Origin of the sequence: Sporolactobacillus shoreicorticis (assembly GCF_024125445.1) — a bacterium.
Taxonomy (GTDB): Bacteria; Bacillota; Bacilli; order Bacillales; family Sporolactobacillaceae; genus Sporolactobacillus; species Sporolactobacillus shoreicorticis.
The window spans coordinates 1-15,790 of the sequence record NZ_JAMXWM010000019.1 but is presented as its reverse complement, the minus strand read 5'-3'; the positions used below and the strand labels follow the sequence as shown (position 1 = coordinate 15,790).

Genomic DNA, 15,790 nt, shown 5'->3' with positions numbered 1-15,790 from the left:
ATTGCCATCATCGTATCACGGTCAAATCATGATGTAAACGATTAACAAAATAATATCATATAATACCTTGCATAACGATGTATAAAGAAACTATAATTAATAAAAGAGGTGATCTCATGGATAAAGAGATTATGAGAGGCAGTATTGATATACTTATCCTTTCATTAATTGGAAAGAAAGACACATATGGTTATGAAATGGTGAAGCAACTGAAAGCATCCAGTCGGGATCTTTATGAAATGAGCGAGGGTACCCTGTACCCAGCATTGAAACGACTTGAACGAAAAGAATGGATTCACTCGTATTGGGGTGACTCGGATGAAGGCGGAAGACGCAAATATTACACATTGACGGATCACGGGAAAAAAGCGCTAAATGCTAAATTGAAAGAATGGCACCAAGTCAGTCGATTAATCAAAGTGTGTACGGAGGGGACAGCATGGATAAAAAGTTTGCGGTTTATATCAGCGAGATTATAAGTGAACTGGATTGTGATGAAACGGAGAAGAAGGATCTCCAGGAAGAAATGGGTCAGCATCTGCAACTGCTCAAAGAAGAGTATATGGGCAAAGGGCTTTCTGAAAAAGAAGCTGTCGATACGGCAATTCGGTGTTTTGGAAGGGGGAATGAATTAAAAAAAGGGTTGAATCATTCGTTCTCCCCATACAAGAAATCATTTCTGGTTTTCGTCCGAGTCATGTTTGTTTTCTATGTTTCCACCATTTTATGGATAGTTATTGTACGCAAAATTATTGATCGGCTGCTTCACAATCAATTTTATAACTCATTTGTATGGGCCCCAAACAATTATTTTTTCTATTCAACGACTAATTTTATTCCTTTTAAAACGATTTCATCTTACCTGAATAGCGAGTACATATCTATGTTTCAAGCAGCAGAACTTCTATTGAGTAATTCTATATTATTTGTTCCGCTTGGAATTTTTCTGCCTATTGTATTCAAACGGTATAGAAGTTTACTTCAAGTGATTAAAATAACATTGATCGTAGGTGCAGCGATTGAAATTCTGCAATTTTTCTTTCGATATGGAATAATGGATATTGATGAAATTATCTTGTATATGATTGGATCGGTTACTGGCTATGCTTTTTTTGTGTCATTAAAAGGATTAAACAGGAAATGGTTTAGAATGCATGCATAAAATGGAGTCACCTTTTTTCATCGTGTAATCAGTTAAACTTCTCAGCAACGGGATGCTTTTTAATTCTATTTTTACCTTCATTCATTTGACAAATAACGCTGTATGAGCTATAAAAATAGTATTAGCACTCCTTATTGATGAGTGCTAATCGTTACGTAAACAACCAATTCGTATAGAGATGCACGAGAAAGGGGATTACTAATGGCCACGAAAGAGTTTAAGGCAGAATCCAAAAAATTGCTGGATATGATGATCCACTCGATCTATTCACAGAAGGAAATATTTCTAAGAGAGATCATCTCGAACTCAAGCGATGCGATGGACAAAATTTACTATCGCGCGCTTACCGATGACAAAGTAAATTTTGACAAAGACAGTTACTATATTCAAATCACTCCCGATAAGGAGAATCGAACACTGACAATCTCTGATACCGGAATCGGTATGACTGAGGAAGAGCTTGAAGATAATCTCGGAACCATTGCACAAAGCGGTTCTTTGAAATTTAAAACGGAAAACGAGTCCAAAGACGATCATGATATTATTGGTCAATTTGGTGTTGGATTCTATTCTTCATTCATGGTTGCCGATAAGGTGACTGTGATCAGTAAAGCGTTGGACAGTGATCAAGCGTACAAGTGGGAATCCGAGGGCGCGGACGGATACACCATTACTCCGGTCGAAAAAGATTCCGTAGGCACGGATATCATTTTAAAATTGAAAGAAGACACCGAGGATGAGAAGTACAGCGAATATCTCGAAGAATATCGCTTGCGGCAGATCATCAAAAAGTATTCCGATTTCATTCGCTACCCAATTAAGATGGAAGTGACCGAAAGCCGGCCGAAAAAGGACAACGAGAAAGAGTTTGAAGAGGTTAAGGAAATTCAGACCATTAACAGCATGGTGCCTATTTGGCGCAAGAATAAATCGGAGCTGAAGGATGAAGATTACGAAAACTTCTATATGGAGAAGCATTATGGTTTTGACAAACCGCTTCGTTATATCAATATACAAGCCGATGGCATGATCCGCTATCACGCGATTCTGTATATTCCGGAAAGTATTCCGTTTGATTACTATTCGAAGGAATATGAGAAAGGGCTGGAACTGTATTCGAACGGCGTCATGATTATGGAAAAATGCGCCGATCTTCTCCCGGATTATTTCAGCTTTGTCAAAGGGATGGTGGATTCCGAAGATCTGTCGCTGAACATTTCACGTGAAATTCTCCAACAGGACAAGCAGCTGAAACTGATCGCCAAGAATATTAATCACAAGATCAGAAAAGAGCTTGAAAAACTGTTTAAAGAAGATCGCGAGAAATATGAAACGTTCTACAAGGCCTTTGGACGCCAATTGAAATATGGCGTTTACTCGAATTACGGTCAGCATAAGGACGATCTTCAGGACCTTTTGATGTTCTATTCATCGAAAGAAAAGAAAATGGTTACTCTGGATGAGTACGTTTCGCGCATGCCTGAAGAACAGAAATACATCTATTATGCTGTCGGCGAGACGAACGACAAGATCGATAAACTGCCGCAAACCGAACTCGTTGCCGATAAAGGCTATGAAATAATCTATTTTACTGAGGACATTGATGAATTCGCGATCAAAATGCTTCAGAAATATAAGGAAAAAGAATTCAAGTCGGTATCGAGCAGTGACCTTGGTATTGAAGACGAGAAGGACAAGAAGCAAGATGAAGCCGAAGAAAAGGCAAACAAAGGTCTGTTTGATAAAATGAAAGATGTGCTTTTCGACAAGGTCAAAGGCGTGCGCGCTTCCAAACGTCTCAAATCCTACCCGGTATGCTTTGCAACCGAAGGTGAAGTGTCGATTGAGATGGAAAAAGTGCTGAATCAGATGCCGAACAATGAAAACGTCAAGGCAGACAAAATTCTTGAAATTAACACAAACCACAATGTGTTTAAAGCACTTAAAACTGCTTACGATTTGAATGATCAGCCTAAGGTTGATCTTTATACCAATCTGCTTTATAATCAAGCACTTCTAATCGAAGGTCTTCCAGTTCAAGATCCGGTTGCATTCTCGAATAATATTTGCGAATTGATGGGCTGATTGACCTTAGCAAAAACTGCTTATCTCTCCGAATAAATGGAGATAAGCAGTTTTTTTCTAAATTCAAGGTCATTCTGCTGATTTATTAATTATTCATTCAGATATACAGAGGACGTTCACTTTTTCAGCAATAACTGAATCTCGTTTTCAATCGCTTCCGGTTTTGTTCGTGAGCCATAATAGTGCATCACGCTACCGTCACGACCAATTAGAAATTTATTGAAGTTCCAAGTAATCTTTTTCTCACCTGATTCTTCTAACAAATCATGAAAGAGCGGGTTCATTTCTTTTCCTTTCATTTTTGACTTTTGAAAGAGAGGGAACGTAACACCGTAATTCAGTTTGCAGAATTCGGCGGTTTTTTCATTGTCGGCAAATTCTTGATTGAAAAAGCTGTCACTGGGAAAACCAAGTACCGTAAAACCTTGATCCTTATACGTCTCGTACAGTTTTTCCAAACCCTCATATTGAGGTGTGAAGCCGCATTTACTTGCAGTATTGACGATGAGAAGCACTTGATTTCGATAATCAGACAAAGGTATTGTCTTACTTCCTGTGAGCTTCGAGAACGAATAATCATAGAGGGTCATGAGCTATCCTTCTTTCTAAGTTTGTCAGGGTTATCTATAGTCTAGGCCGTTCCTGCGCAATCTGCAAAGAACTTGCGTCAGAGTATAAAAAATTGTGATAGACTTTTTAATAGAAGTACTTAGGCAAAGGGGAAAACCGTTTGAAAAGATTCATTGATTTGAGAGACGATCAAGAGTTATTGGTTGAAGTAACATCGGTGAATGATGATCAATACATCCTGACTCGATTAAGGCAAGAAGCTTCAGGTACGATGCGATTCTTTTCTATCTTTAACACAAGGACAGAATTCGAAAGACCACTGAATACAGTTGGTGTTCCGTGCAATGTTGGTACGTACGGCTATTCATACCTGCTTGATGGCGATCGGTTATTAACGGATGTTTCCGAACCAAATAAGACGTCGATTTATTCGCTTAATGTAACGAACGGTGCTGTAAAACAATTAATCTGCATGCAAAGAGAAGTAAATGTGACGATTCTTGATGGGCACTATGCGTTGCTCACTGAGGATCTTGAACCGGATGATGAAAATTTTGATGTACATAAAGAGATTTGTGGTGACTATCAAAGCTGTTCTTTGCTTGATCTTAAATATCAAAGAGAATATCCGGTGAATGATGCTAAGCTGCGACTCGGGTTTCGCGATTATCTGGTTCCGTTTCATGTAGAAAATAAAATCCATCTTCTTTTTGAGGAAGCCTATATGGATGACTATGAACTCGAAGATGCATTCAATAAGGGAATTAAAAAAGAGGATTTTTTCAATCATGGGTATCGTGAAAGCATCAACATCATTACTTTGGAAAAATTTGTTGAAGCAGTAAAAACGGGCCAACAGCTTCCATTTAAAATACTGCATCAATCCGAATGGTCGGGAAATACAAGATATGTCGGAATGAATGAGACACATATTTTTTATCGTGTTCACAATTTTGGTGACGATACGGTGTCGATTTTTTCAGCAGACAAAAGGGATTTTGAACCAGCACAAATACGGACTTTTACTTTAAGAAAAGATTGGGACCGGTTAAATGGGGATGTGGAAAACTGCTTAGTTTACCAAGAAAAATTTGATGAAACAGAAGAAAATGCTGAAATTGTTCAACTTTTTCCAAGCAGGCAGAGCTGTCAATTTGCCGCAGTCGCTCATGAATCTTTCATCATCCAAATCGGATCAGCAATTTATACACGGTATTGGTCTGAGAATGAGGACGGTGCAAACTACCAAGAATTTGTGCGCATCATTGACGCGAACAGCGGCCGGTTTCGATGCTATAAAGGAGACATTGCCGTTCGAGGCAATTACATTTTTTTAGTCAACATGCCCGACTTTGAATAAATGCACAGTGCCAGTGAATGGATTCTTGACAAGGAGATGTAGGCCATGGGACTAAGCAAACCGCTTTATGATGAAATGAGTGAGGCTTAATCACCGATGTTTTCGGTGTCACGGTCGGCCATACAACGATTAGTTCGGACAAAGTCAAGACAGGAATGACCGCAATTTGCCTCAGCAGGACAATCTGTTTTTGAACAAGCTTCTGGCGGCGGCACACGTGATCAATGGTTTTGGAAAAAGAGTGTAGGGCTGATCCAAGTAAACGAGCTTGGATCATTCGAAACGCCGATTGTATTTACGAATACCTTTAGTGTCGGGACGGCGGTCAAAGAAAAACATGTTTGTAAGGCAATCAACGCGGCCGAAACTGGCTTTACAGAGGGAGCAGTCGGTGCAGGAACCGACTAGCGCATTCAGTCAAAAGTTGTAAGTATACAATATTGGAAAATATTGTTAAATTGGTATCATGAGTGAATTCGTTATCAAAGCAGTAAAAAAAATGGCTGGCACCAATGCAACGCCAGCCTCCAGTATATTTGTTTATTCATTACAGATCAAAACAGGCACTCATTTAGAGAATCTGCTGGTATTGATTGGAATGCTTATCTAATGCATTAGCAGCATTGGCAATATCTTTAAAGGATTGAACTGCCGACGCAACATTTTCACGGCTCTCATGAACATTCTTTTGCACCATTTCTGTTCCTTGTGTCATTTCATCAACACTGGAAATAATCGAAGAAGCCTGTTCTTCAACTTGTTTAATCGATTGTTTTACTTGGTCTGAAAGTTTCTGCAATTCCTTTGCGACAACGACAAATCCCCGTCCGGTATCACCGGCATGCGAACCTTCAATAGCGGCGTTAATTGCTAAAATGTTCGTTTGATCGGATATCTGCTTAATAACATCGACAATTCCGCGGATTTGTTTTGCCTGTGTTTGAAGTACTGCCAATTTTTCGGTATTTGCGTTTGAATACGTTTCAATTCTGTCAATCTCATTTAATAAATCATGATTTTTACTGTTTCCATCGGTAGACTGAGCATTTAATTCAGCCGCCATTTCACTGAGCTCTTGCGTGAATTTTCTTATCTGTTTTTCTCGCTGTGTTATATCTGTTGCGACTTTCAAAACGCCGATAACCTTTTGCTTCGCTGCATCATAGATGGGCATATAGGTGGCTTCAAGCCATACAGACTCACCTTGTTTATTCTTGCGCTCAATCTTATCTTGATAACTTTTTCCGTCCAATAAACTTTTCCAAAAGATCATATACTCCGGACTGTCAGTAAAGGAAGGAAAACACAATGATGAGTGATCCATACCAATCATCTCATCCTGTTTGTAATTGAGTGTATGTGCAAAATTAGAGTTTACATAAATTACTTTATGTTTTGTATTGAAACTGATTAAAGCCAAATTCTTATCAATTGCTGTACTCAGAAGACTGAGATTAAAATTTTCTTGTATCTGTGACATAATGAAATGCTCCCTTGTTAAACTGATGAAGGAATTATAGCACTGTTTTAACTAATTGACGCAAATTAGTGCTATTTGTCACACTATGTTTAGAAATGATATTATTTTTGGCTCATTCGTTTTATTCTTGAGCGAAATTACTTGCTATTTCAGTGCGTTTATGTCCAAGTAGAAATTTTTTTAAATAGTCCAGGTATCATTTATAATGTAAGTAGAAACACCACAGAAAATCAGGTTTTTAAGGGATGATTTAAATGGATGGCACAAAACGCGCGGATATTCATATTGGGGCAACGGTGATGGTTGTGCAGAAGCAGGATCAAAGGACGGGTAAGCTGACTAAAGGAGTGGTTAAACGGATTTTGACAAATTCGGCGGTTCATCATCACGGCATTAAGGTTATGCTGGAAAATGGAATTGTCGGTCGGGTTAAAGAGATCAGATAAGTGCTTGGAAAACCTTTCTGCATGGTTGTTTCGTTCCCCGCAAAAAAACAATCCTGTCCTATATTTAGAAAGTTTACTTCCACACGACATATCTCTCTTCTTGTAATAAGAAGATCGGATTTGTCATCTTATTTATAGAGAGAGCAATTTCTCAGACCGGTAAGATTTTGCACGAGTGCGTGTCCCATAGCAATTGGGATGTCAATCATCTGGGAGGTACAGCTTATGAAAAAACCGATCATACCTATTGCGCTTGCCAGCGGTGTCGTTCTGTCCGGAACGTTGACTAGTCAGATCGCCTTTGCTGAGGATTCGGTTGTTCTTGCCAAGAAGGAATTGAATAGACCATATCAATGGGGGCAAAATGATTGCTCGGGATTCACGAAAAAGGTGTTTGGAAAGCTGGGGATTGACTTACCGCACAGCTCGGTACAGCAAGCGAGATTTGGCACACGGGTCAGTAAAAGCAATCTGAAGCCGGGGGATTTAGTTTTCTTCAATACATCCGGCGAAGGAATTTCCCACGTAGGCATCTATGTTGGTGGAGGATGGATGATCAGCTCTGAGAACAAGAAGACAGGAGTTCGAGAGACTCAGATATTTGGTGCAGGCCCGGCAAGTTATTGGGAACCAAGATTTGTAACTGGACGCAGGCTGCAACGCAAAGCGTTTGGCAGTGTAAAGACTTATGTCCATGCAAAAGCTGATAACACAAGTCTTGATTTATCAGCGAAAAAAAGTGAACAGTCCCTTGGGAATCTGCTTGAACGTTCTCATGCCAAGTCAATGAATGATACCATCTATACGGTCAAAACAGGAGATACGTTATCGGAAATCAGCCAGCATGTTTCTGTGCCGATTTCAGAATTGAAGGCACTTAATCAATTATCAAGCGATTTGATCATACCTGGTCAAAAGTTGCGGTATAAGGCTCCGCATGACACGCCAAAATTTCCTTTTTCAGAGAAGGATTCAGCGATGAATAATAAGGCTATGGAAGATCAATCAGATGAACGCATAAAAAGCAGAAACGCTGATGCATTTTGGTCGATACTCGCTCGTCACGGGATTTTTTTAACAAAATTTCAGAAAATAAATCAAAAGGAAACCATCAGAATTTTTCCCGGTCAAAAGCTGTATCTTCAGTACGAAGCTATGGGCAATAATTAGAGTTTCTTCTTTTTACACACAACCTGAATCGGATTGCCATCCGGATCTCTGATCCATCCAGATCGCAAATGGCCTAAAAAGTCATGTGGTTCAGATAATAACTGAGCCCCATTCTTTAATAAGTAATGAATTGCTGAATCTGTATTTTCCGTCCAAACGACCAGTTCACAGCCGGAATTAGCACCGGGAATCAGTCCATGAACTTCTCTGGCAGAGTCTTTCGTAGCAATACCTAAGGTAAACCCGTCCATCTGTAATTCGTGATGAACTGCTTGATCTTCGATTGTTGCAGTAAAAGTTAAAGTGAATCCAAGTTTTTCATAAAAAGCTTTCGATACATCCAAGTTCTCAACGTAAAGATTAATTTGCGGTGTTTTAAACTTCATAACTCGCCTCCTTTGATTTGTACAATCCCATGGAACGGCTAAGTTTGTTCTAGCAAATCTTTTCAGAATCAACAACAAGGTCAAGTGCTGCCAGAAATGCTGAGACAACAATCTTTGTCCGAGAACTGATAAAAATACCAGCCATCTGATCATCAAGAAATGAAATGAGAATGAAGTTGATTGACAGAGCAATAAGGAAAAGAATGACCCATTTGGTCTGCTTAAGATGCGCTTTATAGTGATTGATCATGAAAATAGATCCTTTAAAAGGTATATCGCTGAACAGGCTTAATGCGCAATAAAAAATAGTAAAGGCAAAAAGGGAATTAAAATTATCGTAGTAGATGCCCAGCAAGTTAAACATACCGATAAAGCCGAAAAAGATCGCACCAAAAGAAATCAGCAGCGCTCCAATGATAATTGATGCAATGAGTATGCCAATCACTATTTTAATGCCGATAGGCAGGCGTTTTTCATCATCTTTCATTTAAGTCACTCCATTATTGGATCATTTCTCAGAAAAATGCTTATGTATTTTAAAAGTATAGCATAGAAAAAACATAATGTGCTTGACTCAATCATTTGCTGTTAAAGTTTAAGCAGGAGGGAGGGCTAATTTCTAAAAAAATGGATAGAATGGAGTGGAATATGTTGAACCTTGTGAGGCATCAAGAATGAGCCGATGTTCTCGTGGTTTGTTCGTTGCTCAATCGTTCATCATGTTTGACTTGCCTACTCGCAACAGGTTGGCAGATCTGTGCTCAAACAGCTCAGCGTATTCGCTGAGAAGCTGAGCAAAAATGTGATCCCAGCTTTGTGACCGGGCATGTTCTATAGCGCATTGGCTCATTTTGTGACGTGTGACCGGATCCTCAAGCAAAGGAATAAGCGCATCAGCAAATTCACAAGCAGATTTAGGAGTACACAGTTTACCGTTCTGATCATCAGTGATAATGTTTTTCACCCCGCCGGCATTTGCGCCGATCACAGGTGTTCCGCATGCCATTGATTCCAAGACAACATTGCCGAAGGTTTCAGTTGATGAAGGAAAAACCATTAAATCAGAAGCGGCATAAACCGCCGCTAATTCATCAGGTGTTAAATAACCGGTAAATAGGACATTCTTGGCTGCCCGAGATTTCAGGTCCTTTGCGAGCGGACCGTCACCGGCAATCAGCCATTGGACTTGGTTTCCGATTTTAGTGTTTACGATGTCTATAATTGATTGCAGCGTATCAATATCTTTTTCGGGCGCCAGCCGTCCTGCAAAGCAGAGCAAATGCTTTGCGGTAATTGAGTATTTGTTTCGAATGGTGCCTGAATAACAATCAGGACGAAACAAGGTACAGTCAACACCCCTGCTCCAGATACTTAAGTGTTCAAAATGTTTTTTCTGCAACTGTTGGAGTGTTTCATGAGACGGAACAAACGTTTTTTGCAGTGAATTGTGAAACCAGCGGAGATAATTCCATAATAGTGGAGAGAGAAATTCCATTTTGTAGTAGATTAAATAGGCATCGAAATCCGTGTGATAGGAGCCTACAAGTGGAATTTTAAGCTTTCTTGCATAATATTTTCCAAGCAATCCCATCGTGAACGGAGTCGCTACATGAATGAGATCCGGCTGGAAATGCAGCAGCGTTTTCTTAACAAGATGAAGATTTGGTACGGCGAGGCGGCATTCGGGATAAACGGCAAACGGGATACTTTTTAGCTTCTGTACATGGTTACTTTTATTTTCGTCTTTTACATTCAACGGTGCAAATACGGTATAGCTTATCTGCTTACGATCAAAATATTTTGTCAGATGATTCAAGGTTTTCGCAACACCGTTAATCTGCGGTGTAAAGGTATCTGTAAAAAGAGCAATTTTCATCGATGAATCTCCCCCTTAAATCGGTCAGTCAATGAATAAGGATCTCTTGGCTTCACGAGAAGAAGTTTATGATCACCTTCTAGTTTAATAAGAGATCATTAAGTTTGTTCTGTATGTCGTAAATCTGGTTCAAAAGAAATGTAAAAAATACAACGAATCCATAATGGTTTTATCCTATTGAGCTATAGTAAAAAGAAAATCATTTTAACTAGTCGTTATTAAAAATCATTAGGGAGGTTGAATCCCCATGCTTATCTATGAAAATAGGACAAGAAAAATAGAAGCTTATATGCTGGATCGCGAACACTGGGATGATTTTGCTCTGTTATTCGGCGAGCGGGGAGCATGCGGCGGATGCTGGTGCATGTACTGGCGCTTGAAGAAAGCACAGTTTGAGGCGCAGAAAGGGGAGAAAAACAAGCAGGCGATGCGCCAGCTTGTTGAAAATGGTCAACCTGTTGGTGTTTTGCTTTACATTGACAGTCAGCCAGCTGGATGGTGTGCGGCGGCTCCCAGAGAAGAATATAAAAGACTGTAGCGGTCTCGCATATTCAAACGAGTAGACGATCAACCGGTATGGTCGATCAGCTGCTTTTTCATTGCCAAGCCGTATCGCAGAAAAGGGCTGTCTTCAGAATTAATTCAAGCTGTGATTCACTACTGCAGTCAGAAAGGAGCGACACATATAGAAGCCTATCCTGAAGTTCCTTATGATGAAAAAGTTCCCGACGCTTTTCTTTGGAAAGGTATTCCATCGGTTTTTGAACAGGCAGGTTTTCACGAAACGGTGAGACGTTCAAAATGGAAACGGATGATGCGTTATCAAATTGAGCCACAATGATAAATAAAAAGCAGCCGGTTAATATAAGCAGGCTGCTCCGTCAAGCTTTTTGCAGGCTTGAAAGAAAATTAAGCGATTGGCAATCCGCCTGTAACGCCGTAAATTTGTCCGGTTACATAGCTGGATTCATCGGATGCCAGCAGGACATAGACTCCGGCAAGTTCTGCAGGCTGTCCGGCACGTTTATATAAAGAAGATTGACCGAACTTTGGAATGTCGCTTTGAATTTGTCCCCCGCATACTTGAAGCGGCGTCCATATCGGTCCTGGCGCGATTGAATTAACGCGGATCCCTTTTGAAATCAATTGCTTCGCGAGACCCTTGGTAAATGCGGCAATCGCACTTTTTGTCGGCGAATAACTCAGAAGCTCCGGACTTGGATTGTATGCCTGAACAGAACTTGTGGTGATAATTGAAGAGCCTTTTGGAAGATGGGGTAACGCGGCTTTAACGATCCAATAAAGTGAGAAGACATTTGTTTCGAACGATTTGCGTAAAATATCTGTAGGGATTTCGGCAATACTTTTATACGCCTGCTGCATACCGGCAACAAGGGCGAGCGTGTCCAAGCCGCCAAGTTCGTGGACTGTTTTCTCAACCATTTGCTTGCAGAACGCTTCGCTGGTTATGTCACCGGGAATCAGCACGGCTTTTTTCCCAGCATCCTCAATCAGCCTTTTAACGTCCTCAGCATCTGATTGCTCATAGGGCAGATAATTGATTGCAACATCTGCGCCTTCCCGCGCATAGGCAATTGCAGCAGCTCGGGCAATTCCGGAATCTCCACCTGTGATCAGAGCTTTTCTCCCTTGAAGTCTTCCGGATCCCCTGTAGGTTTTCTCTCCGCAGTCCGGCACCGGAGTCATCCGCGACTGCAATCCTGGAGCAGGCTGTTCCTGTTTAGGATAAGTGCTTGATGTGTATTCTTTCGTGGGATCTTCAACAACTGTTTGAACCATAAATCATCCCTCTTTTGCTTGTTTTTCTCATTCATAGGATGTGCTAAATCATCCGTTTTATTTACAACTGCATCTTTGTGTCATTCAAAGTATACTTAATTTAGCTTTTGGACGAACATAAATCATTATCTGAAATGAAACACATCGCAGATAAATTTTTATTGAAAATAATTAAGTGATAAAAGGATGAGGTAGATGATAAGAGGTCCATTGGAGTTACTTCGTGTTTTTCTGCTCATTATTGTTTTCGATTCACTGATCTCATGCGGTATTATCTCAATTTACCACTTCATGCATTTATCAGTTGGCGGCAGAGCATATCTGCTCGTATTCTTAGCAACCTTAATGTTTCTTTTTGTCCTATATCGAAATAAACTTCAATTCAATGGATTTTTTCGAGGGAGACAGCGCCACAGGCTACCAGAGAATTTGACACGCGTCTTGATTATTAGTGTAGCTTTACTGATTATTCTAGCTCCAATAATCGGTTAATTAATAAACGGTTTTGTTTCCTAGCTTCTTCTGTAATTCAGAACAATTGAAAATGACGTTTGTAATTTTTGTAATTAGTGAACTAAAGTAAGTAATTGAAACGTGATTTAAAAAGTTTACAGATCACATAGAAAAATGTACAATGATAAATTGTTTTCTTACTTAGATGGATAAGGGCCGCAGAGTGAAAACAGAAATATAATTATGTAAACTAATAACATGACGCGGCCGAACGTCTGCTCATTGTGTAAGACGACGGTTTTCTACATAAACCCTATCCCGTAAAAAAGAAATATGAGGAGGAACTGTTTTGAATTCAATTATGGCAAAAATACCGGGGATTGTTCTTGCAGCAATTCTTGCTCTCCCAGCTTGGCTGGCTGGACTTTATCTGCCGATCATCGGGAGTCCGGTACTGGGTATTTTGATCGGAATCATTCTTTCATTTTGGAAAAAACCGATCTTATTTAACGCGGGGGTTGCATTTACAGGCAAAAAAGTTCTTCAATATTCAATTATTTTGATGGGCTTTGGTTTGAATCTCTTCAATATTATCAGGGCCGGCGGACAAACACTGCTCTTAATGATTTTTACTTTAACAGCGGCCTTTTTAACGGCCTATTTTGCCGGAAAATTATTAAAAACGGAGAGTAGAACAACGACATTGATTGGCGTCGGAACAGCAATATGCGGCGGTTCTGCGATTGCTGCAACTGCGCCGGTTATTCACGCAAAGGATGAAGAGGTAGCCCAGTCGATTTCGACGATCTTTTTATTTAATGTAATGGCTGCGTTCTTATTTCCATTTCTTGGTCATTTGTTTGGAATGAGTGATCATCAATTCGGTCTTTGGGCAGGTACGGCGATCAATGATACTTCATCAGTTGTTGCCGCCGGTTACACATTCAGTCATGGTGCTGGAAATCTTGCGGTCATTGTTAAACTGACACGCACACTGATGATTATACCCGTAACACTGGTACTCGCCTTTATTTTTGCGCGGAATGGCAAAGGACAAACAGCTACCTATCAAATTGTGAAAATTTTCCCATGGTTTGTTATTTGGTTTGCTATTGCTTCGGTGATCAGCACGTTTCTTCCACTTCCGCAGGTATTACTGCATGTGCTTGTCAATGTAGGTAAATACATGATCGTTATGGCCATGGTCTGTATTGGTTTAAATACAAACTTGGTGAAACTGCTGAAAAATGGAATTCGCCCAATATTGCTCGGCCTGATTTGCTGGTTTGTACTTGCTGCGGTCTCGATTTTTGTCCAATATTGGCTTCTATAAGCAGAAGCCGTCGATAAGTATTTGAGTGAAAATTGTTTATTAAGTAGGAATACTCCTGATGAATGTGTAAGGTATGTATAACAGCTTATACTTACAAGAATTCGGAGGGATTTCGATGCGTGCAGACGAAGACACAATCGGGTATTTTACAAAGCTTGCCTCTGAGAAATTGGAAATTACTAAAAACAAACTCAGACATTTGACGATGGCACTGGAGAAATATGATTATACGTTCACGAGAAATAAAAGTAATCAAAGAATTTATTTTCGCGAAGACCTCGATAAAATAAGGCAATTGCTTGAACAGGTGAAAAATGGGCTTACGATTGATGATGCGGCTCAAACGATTTGCAATAAAACCGATTTGTCACAGCTTCCTGCTAATGTTGCCCATGATCTGGTTGCGGGACGTGATGAGGTCAGCTTAGCGTCTGATGAGATTCATGCAATGATTGAAGAAGTTGCCGCATCTGCAGCAAAACAAGCAGCTGATCGAGTTATAGAAAATTTTGGTACGGAGTTTGAGCGCAGGATAGAGCTTCGAGATAAACAACTGATGATGCGATTGAGGGAAGCTAGTGAAACAAAGAGACATAAAAAAGGACTGGTAGCTAAGTTATTCGGTTATTAATTGAAAAGGACAGATGTGCAATTATTTCGTGCATATCTGTCCTTTTGTCAAATCATGATTTAATTTACACGAGTACAAGGCCCGGATTGATTTTCACTATTACTCTTTGTTAAGATCTGTATTGAATTCTTTGATACTCTTGATTTCGTTCAAACGAGACTTTAGCATATGAGCAAATCGGCGAAACTTGTTTTTGCTCAGAGATCGCCAAGTCAACAACGGCTTGAATCAGCTTCTGTGCAATATGCTGACCTCTATATTTGGGGTCAACATAAGTATGGTTAATACTCAGAACAGAGGGCTGATCTTCCGTAAAGGTTACTTCACCAATTTCATTATTGCCATCAATAATATAAAAGCGATTGCTTCCTTTTTTTAATTCCATAAGTCAAACCTCGATTCTATTTCTATTGTGATCGCTCACCAGCCATTTTACTTCAAATTAATCAAAATAATCTTCACTTTTATTTAAACACAAATGTAAACGTTTTATCAAGTGAAACCGATACAAGGAATTGATTTTTTACAATCGATTGATTCGAAAAATGTACTGATGAACCAGATACTCTGTCCATAGCCAACAGAGCGACATGTCATACGCTATTTATGTAAGCTCAATAAACAATCAAGGAGGAGTTATTGATGGGTTGGAACAATTTTGTATATGGACAGCAGTCCAGTTGCGGTTATGGTGGCAACAGCTATGGCAATCAATACGATAAAGGATGCGACGGTAGTGATTTGCTGGAGGGTGTCTCTAAAAATGATTTTATTAAGGTGTTTTTGAAGAGCTCCTGTCCGGTAGAAGGCTTCTTCGCAGGAGTGTCTAAAAATGTGCTGACACTGTTCGAATGCGGAAAACATAAGATTTCCACAATTGATATTTGTCTGGACGATGTTGTTGCTGTTAAATCATTCGGACCTCGTTTTGATTTTGATGATGATCGTCATGACGATCATTGCGGCTGCAAATAACAGTTAAATTGTTGAATGCGAACTTAAGGTAACCTTAAGTTCGTTTTTTTCAGTGTTTTGAAA

Annotated in this window: 20 protein-coding genes; 13 read left to right on the top strand and 7 right to left on the bottom strand. The window is 39.8% G+C overall.

Annotated elements, in window-relative coordinates; all coding sequences use genetic code 11:
* Positions 1 to 116 precede the first annotated feature (116 nt).
* The 3 genes from NIE88_RS14575 to htpG all read left to right on the top strand — a co-directional run bounded on the left by NIE88_RS14575 (position 117) and on the right by htpG (position 3,247).
* Positions 117 to 479 (top strand): PadR family transcriptional regulator, encoded by a 363-nt coding sequence (locus NIE88_RS14575; RefSeq protein WP_253063204.1) that lies wholly within the window; start codon positions 117 to 119, stop codon positions 477 to 479.
* On the top strand, positions 440 to 1,162 hold the full coding sequence (locus NIE88_RS14570; protein ID WP_253063203.1) for a VanZ family protein: 723 nt from the start codon (positions 440 to 442) through the stop codon (positions 1,160 to 1,162). The genes NIE88_RS14575 and NIE88_RS14570 overlap by 40 nt, the downstream gene beginning before the upstream one ends.
* 201 nt (positions 1,163 to 1,363) lie before the next feature.
* A complete protein-coding gene (htpG, locus tag NIE88_RS14565) occupies positions 1,364 to 3,247 on the top strand; it encodes a molecular chaperone HtpG (RefSeq protein WP_253063202.1) in 1,884 nt (627 codons plus the stop codon).
* Between the two features lie 116 nt (positions 3,248 to 3,363).
* On the opposite strand, the gene NIE88_RS14560 is transcribed toward htpG, so the two are convergent.
* Positions 3,364 to 3,837: a glutathione peroxidase gene (locus NIE88_RS14560; RefSeq protein WP_253063200.1), complete on the bottom strand. Its 474-nt coding sequence runs from the start codon at positions 3,835 to 3,837 to the stop codon at positions 3,364 to 3,366.
* Between the two features lie 140 nt (positions 3,838 to 3,977).
* On the opposite strand from NIE88_RS14560, the gene NIE88_RS14555 reads away from it, so the two are divergent.
* From NIE88_RS14555 to NIE88_RS22615, 3 genes are all read left to right on the top strand, one after another.
* On the top strand, positions 3,978 to 5,177 hold the full coding sequence (locus NIE88_RS14555; protein WP_253063198.1) for a hypothetical protein: 1,200 nt from the start codon (positions 3,978 to 3,980) through the stop codon (positions 5,175 to 5,177).
* Positions 5,178 to 5,266: 89 nt separating this feature from the next.
* A complete protein-coding gene (locus NIE88_RS22620) occupies positions 5,267 to 5,371 on the top strand; it encodes a P1 family peptidase (protein ID WP_309247045.1) in 105 nt (34 codons plus the stop codon).
* 55 nt (positions 5,372 to 5,426) lie between these two features.
* Positions 5,427 to 5,585: a hypothetical protein gene (locus tag NIE88_RS22615; protein WP_309247044.1), complete on the top strand. Its 159-nt coding sequence runs from the start codon at positions 5,427 to 5,429 to the stop codon at positions 5,583 to 5,585.
* A 163-nt stretch (positions 5,586 to 5,748) separates the two neighbouring features.
* On the opposite strand, the gene NIE88_RS14545 is transcribed toward NIE88_RS22615, so the two are convergent.
* Positions 5,749 to 6,657 carry a methyl-accepting chemotaxis protein gene (locus tag NIE88_RS14545; RefSeq protein ID WP_253063196.1) on the bottom strand — a complete coding sequence of 303 codons (909 nt, stop codon included), beginning with the start codon at positions 6,655 to 6,657 and terminating at the stop codon, positions 5,749 to 5,751.
* Between the two features lie 254 nt (positions 6,658 to 6,911).
* Between NIE88_RS14545 and NIE88_RS14540 the strand changes: the two genes are divergently transcribed.
* Both NIE88_RS14540 and NIE88_RS14535 read left to right on the top strand, forming a co-directional pair.
* Positions 6,912 to 7,103: a YwbE family protein gene (locus NIE88_RS14540; protein ID WP_253063194.1), complete on the top strand. Its 192-nt coding sequence runs from the start codon at positions 6,912 to 6,914 to the stop codon at positions 7,101 to 7,103.
* 225 nt (positions 7,104 to 7,328) lie between these two features.
* Entirely contained in the window at positions 7,329 to 8,273 is a 945-nt protein-coding gene (locus tag NIE88_RS14535; RefSeq protein ID WP_253063192.1) for an NlpC/P60 family protein, read from the top strand.
* Here the strand turns inward: NIE88_RS14535 and NIE88_RS14530 are convergent.
* The 3 genes from NIE88_RS14530 to NIE88_RS14520 all read right to left on the bottom strand — a co-directional run bounded on the left by NIE88_RS14530 (position 8,270) and on the right by NIE88_RS14520 (position 10,535).
* On the bottom strand, positions 8,270 to 8,659 hold the full coding sequence (locus tag NIE88_RS14530) for a VOC family protein (protein ID WP_253063190.1): 390 nt from the start codon (positions 8,657 to 8,659) through the stop codon (positions 8,270 to 8,272). The two genes, NIE88_RS14535 and NIE88_RS14530, sit on opposite strands and share 4 nt — an antisense overlap.
* 49 nt (positions 8,660 to 8,708) lie before the next feature.
* Complete coding sequence (locus tag NIE88_RS14525; RefSeq protein ID WP_253063188.1) at positions 8,709 to 9,146, bottom strand: YrvL family regulatory protein; 438 nt, start codon at positions 9,144 to 9,146, stop codon at positions 8,709 to 8,711.
* 219 nt (positions 9,147 to 9,365) lie between these two features.
* Positions 9,366 to 10,535 (bottom strand): glycosyltransferase family 4 protein, encoded by a 1,170-nt coding sequence (locus NIE88_RS14520; RefSeq protein ID WP_253063186.1) that lies wholly within the window; start codon positions 10,533 to 10,535, stop codon positions 9,366 to 9,368.
* Positions 10,536 to 10,782: 247 nt separating this feature from the next.
* Between NIE88_RS14520 and NIE88_RS14515 the strand changes: the two genes are divergently transcribed.
* Together NIE88_RS14515 and NIE88_RS14505 are read left to right on the top strand one after the other, a co-directional pair.
* Entirely contained in the window at positions 10,783 to 11,073 is a 291-nt protein-coding gene (locus NIE88_RS14515; RefSeq protein ID WP_253063184.1) for a hypothetical protein, read from the top strand.
* A gap of 9 nt (positions 11,074 to 11,082) precedes the next feature.
* Complete coding sequence (locus tag NIE88_RS14505; RefSeq protein WP_309247043.1) at positions 11,083 to 11,376, top strand: GNAT family N-acetyltransferase; 294 nt, start codon at positions 11,083 to 11,085, stop codon at positions 11,374 to 11,376.
* Positions 11,377 to 11,444: 68 nt separating this feature from the next.
* Here the strand turns inward: NIE88_RS14505 and NIE88_RS14500 are convergent, their stop codons facing one another.
* Positions 11,445 to 12,335 (bottom strand): SDR family oxidoreductase, encoded by an 891-nt coding sequence (locus NIE88_RS14500; protein WP_253063180.1) that lies wholly within the window; start codon positions 12,333 to 12,335, stop codon positions 11,445 to 11,447.
* Positions 12,336 to 13,137: 802 nt separating this feature from the next.
* On the opposite strand from NIE88_RS14500, the gene NIE88_RS14495 reads away from it, so the two are divergent.
* Both NIE88_RS14495 and NIE88_RS14490 read left to right on the top strand, forming a co-directional pair.
* The gene (locus NIE88_RS14495) at positions 13,138 to 14,121 is read left to right on the top strand and encodes a YeiH family protein (protein ID WP_253063179.1); all 984 of its coding nucleotides are present in this window, start codon (positions 13,138 to 13,140) and stop codon (positions 14,119 to 14,121) included.
* Between the two features lie 115 nt (positions 14,122 to 14,236).
* Entirely contained in the window at positions 14,237 to 14,752 is a 516-nt protein-coding gene (locus NIE88_RS14490) for a MerR family transcriptional regulator (RefSeq protein ID WP_253063178.1), read from the top strand.
* Between the two features lie 109 nt (positions 14,753 to 14,861).
* Here the strand turns inward: NIE88_RS14490 and NIE88_RS14485 are convergent, their stop codons facing one another.
* A complete protein-coding gene (locus tag NIE88_RS14485; protein ID WP_253063177.1) occupies positions 14,862 to 15,137 on the bottom strand; it encodes a GNAT family N-acetyltransferase in 276 nt (91 codons plus the stop codon).
* Positions 15,138 to 15,394: 257 nt separating this feature from the next.
* Between NIE88_RS14485 and NIE88_RS14480 the strand changes: the two genes are divergently transcribed.
* The gene (locus tag NIE88_RS14480) at positions 15,395 to 15,727 is read left to right on the top strand and encodes a hypothetical protein (RefSeq protein WP_253063176.1); all 333 of its coding nucleotides are present in this window, start codon (positions 15,395 to 15,397) and stop codon (positions 15,725 to 15,727) included.
* Positions 15,728 to 15,790 lie beyond the last annotated feature (63 nt).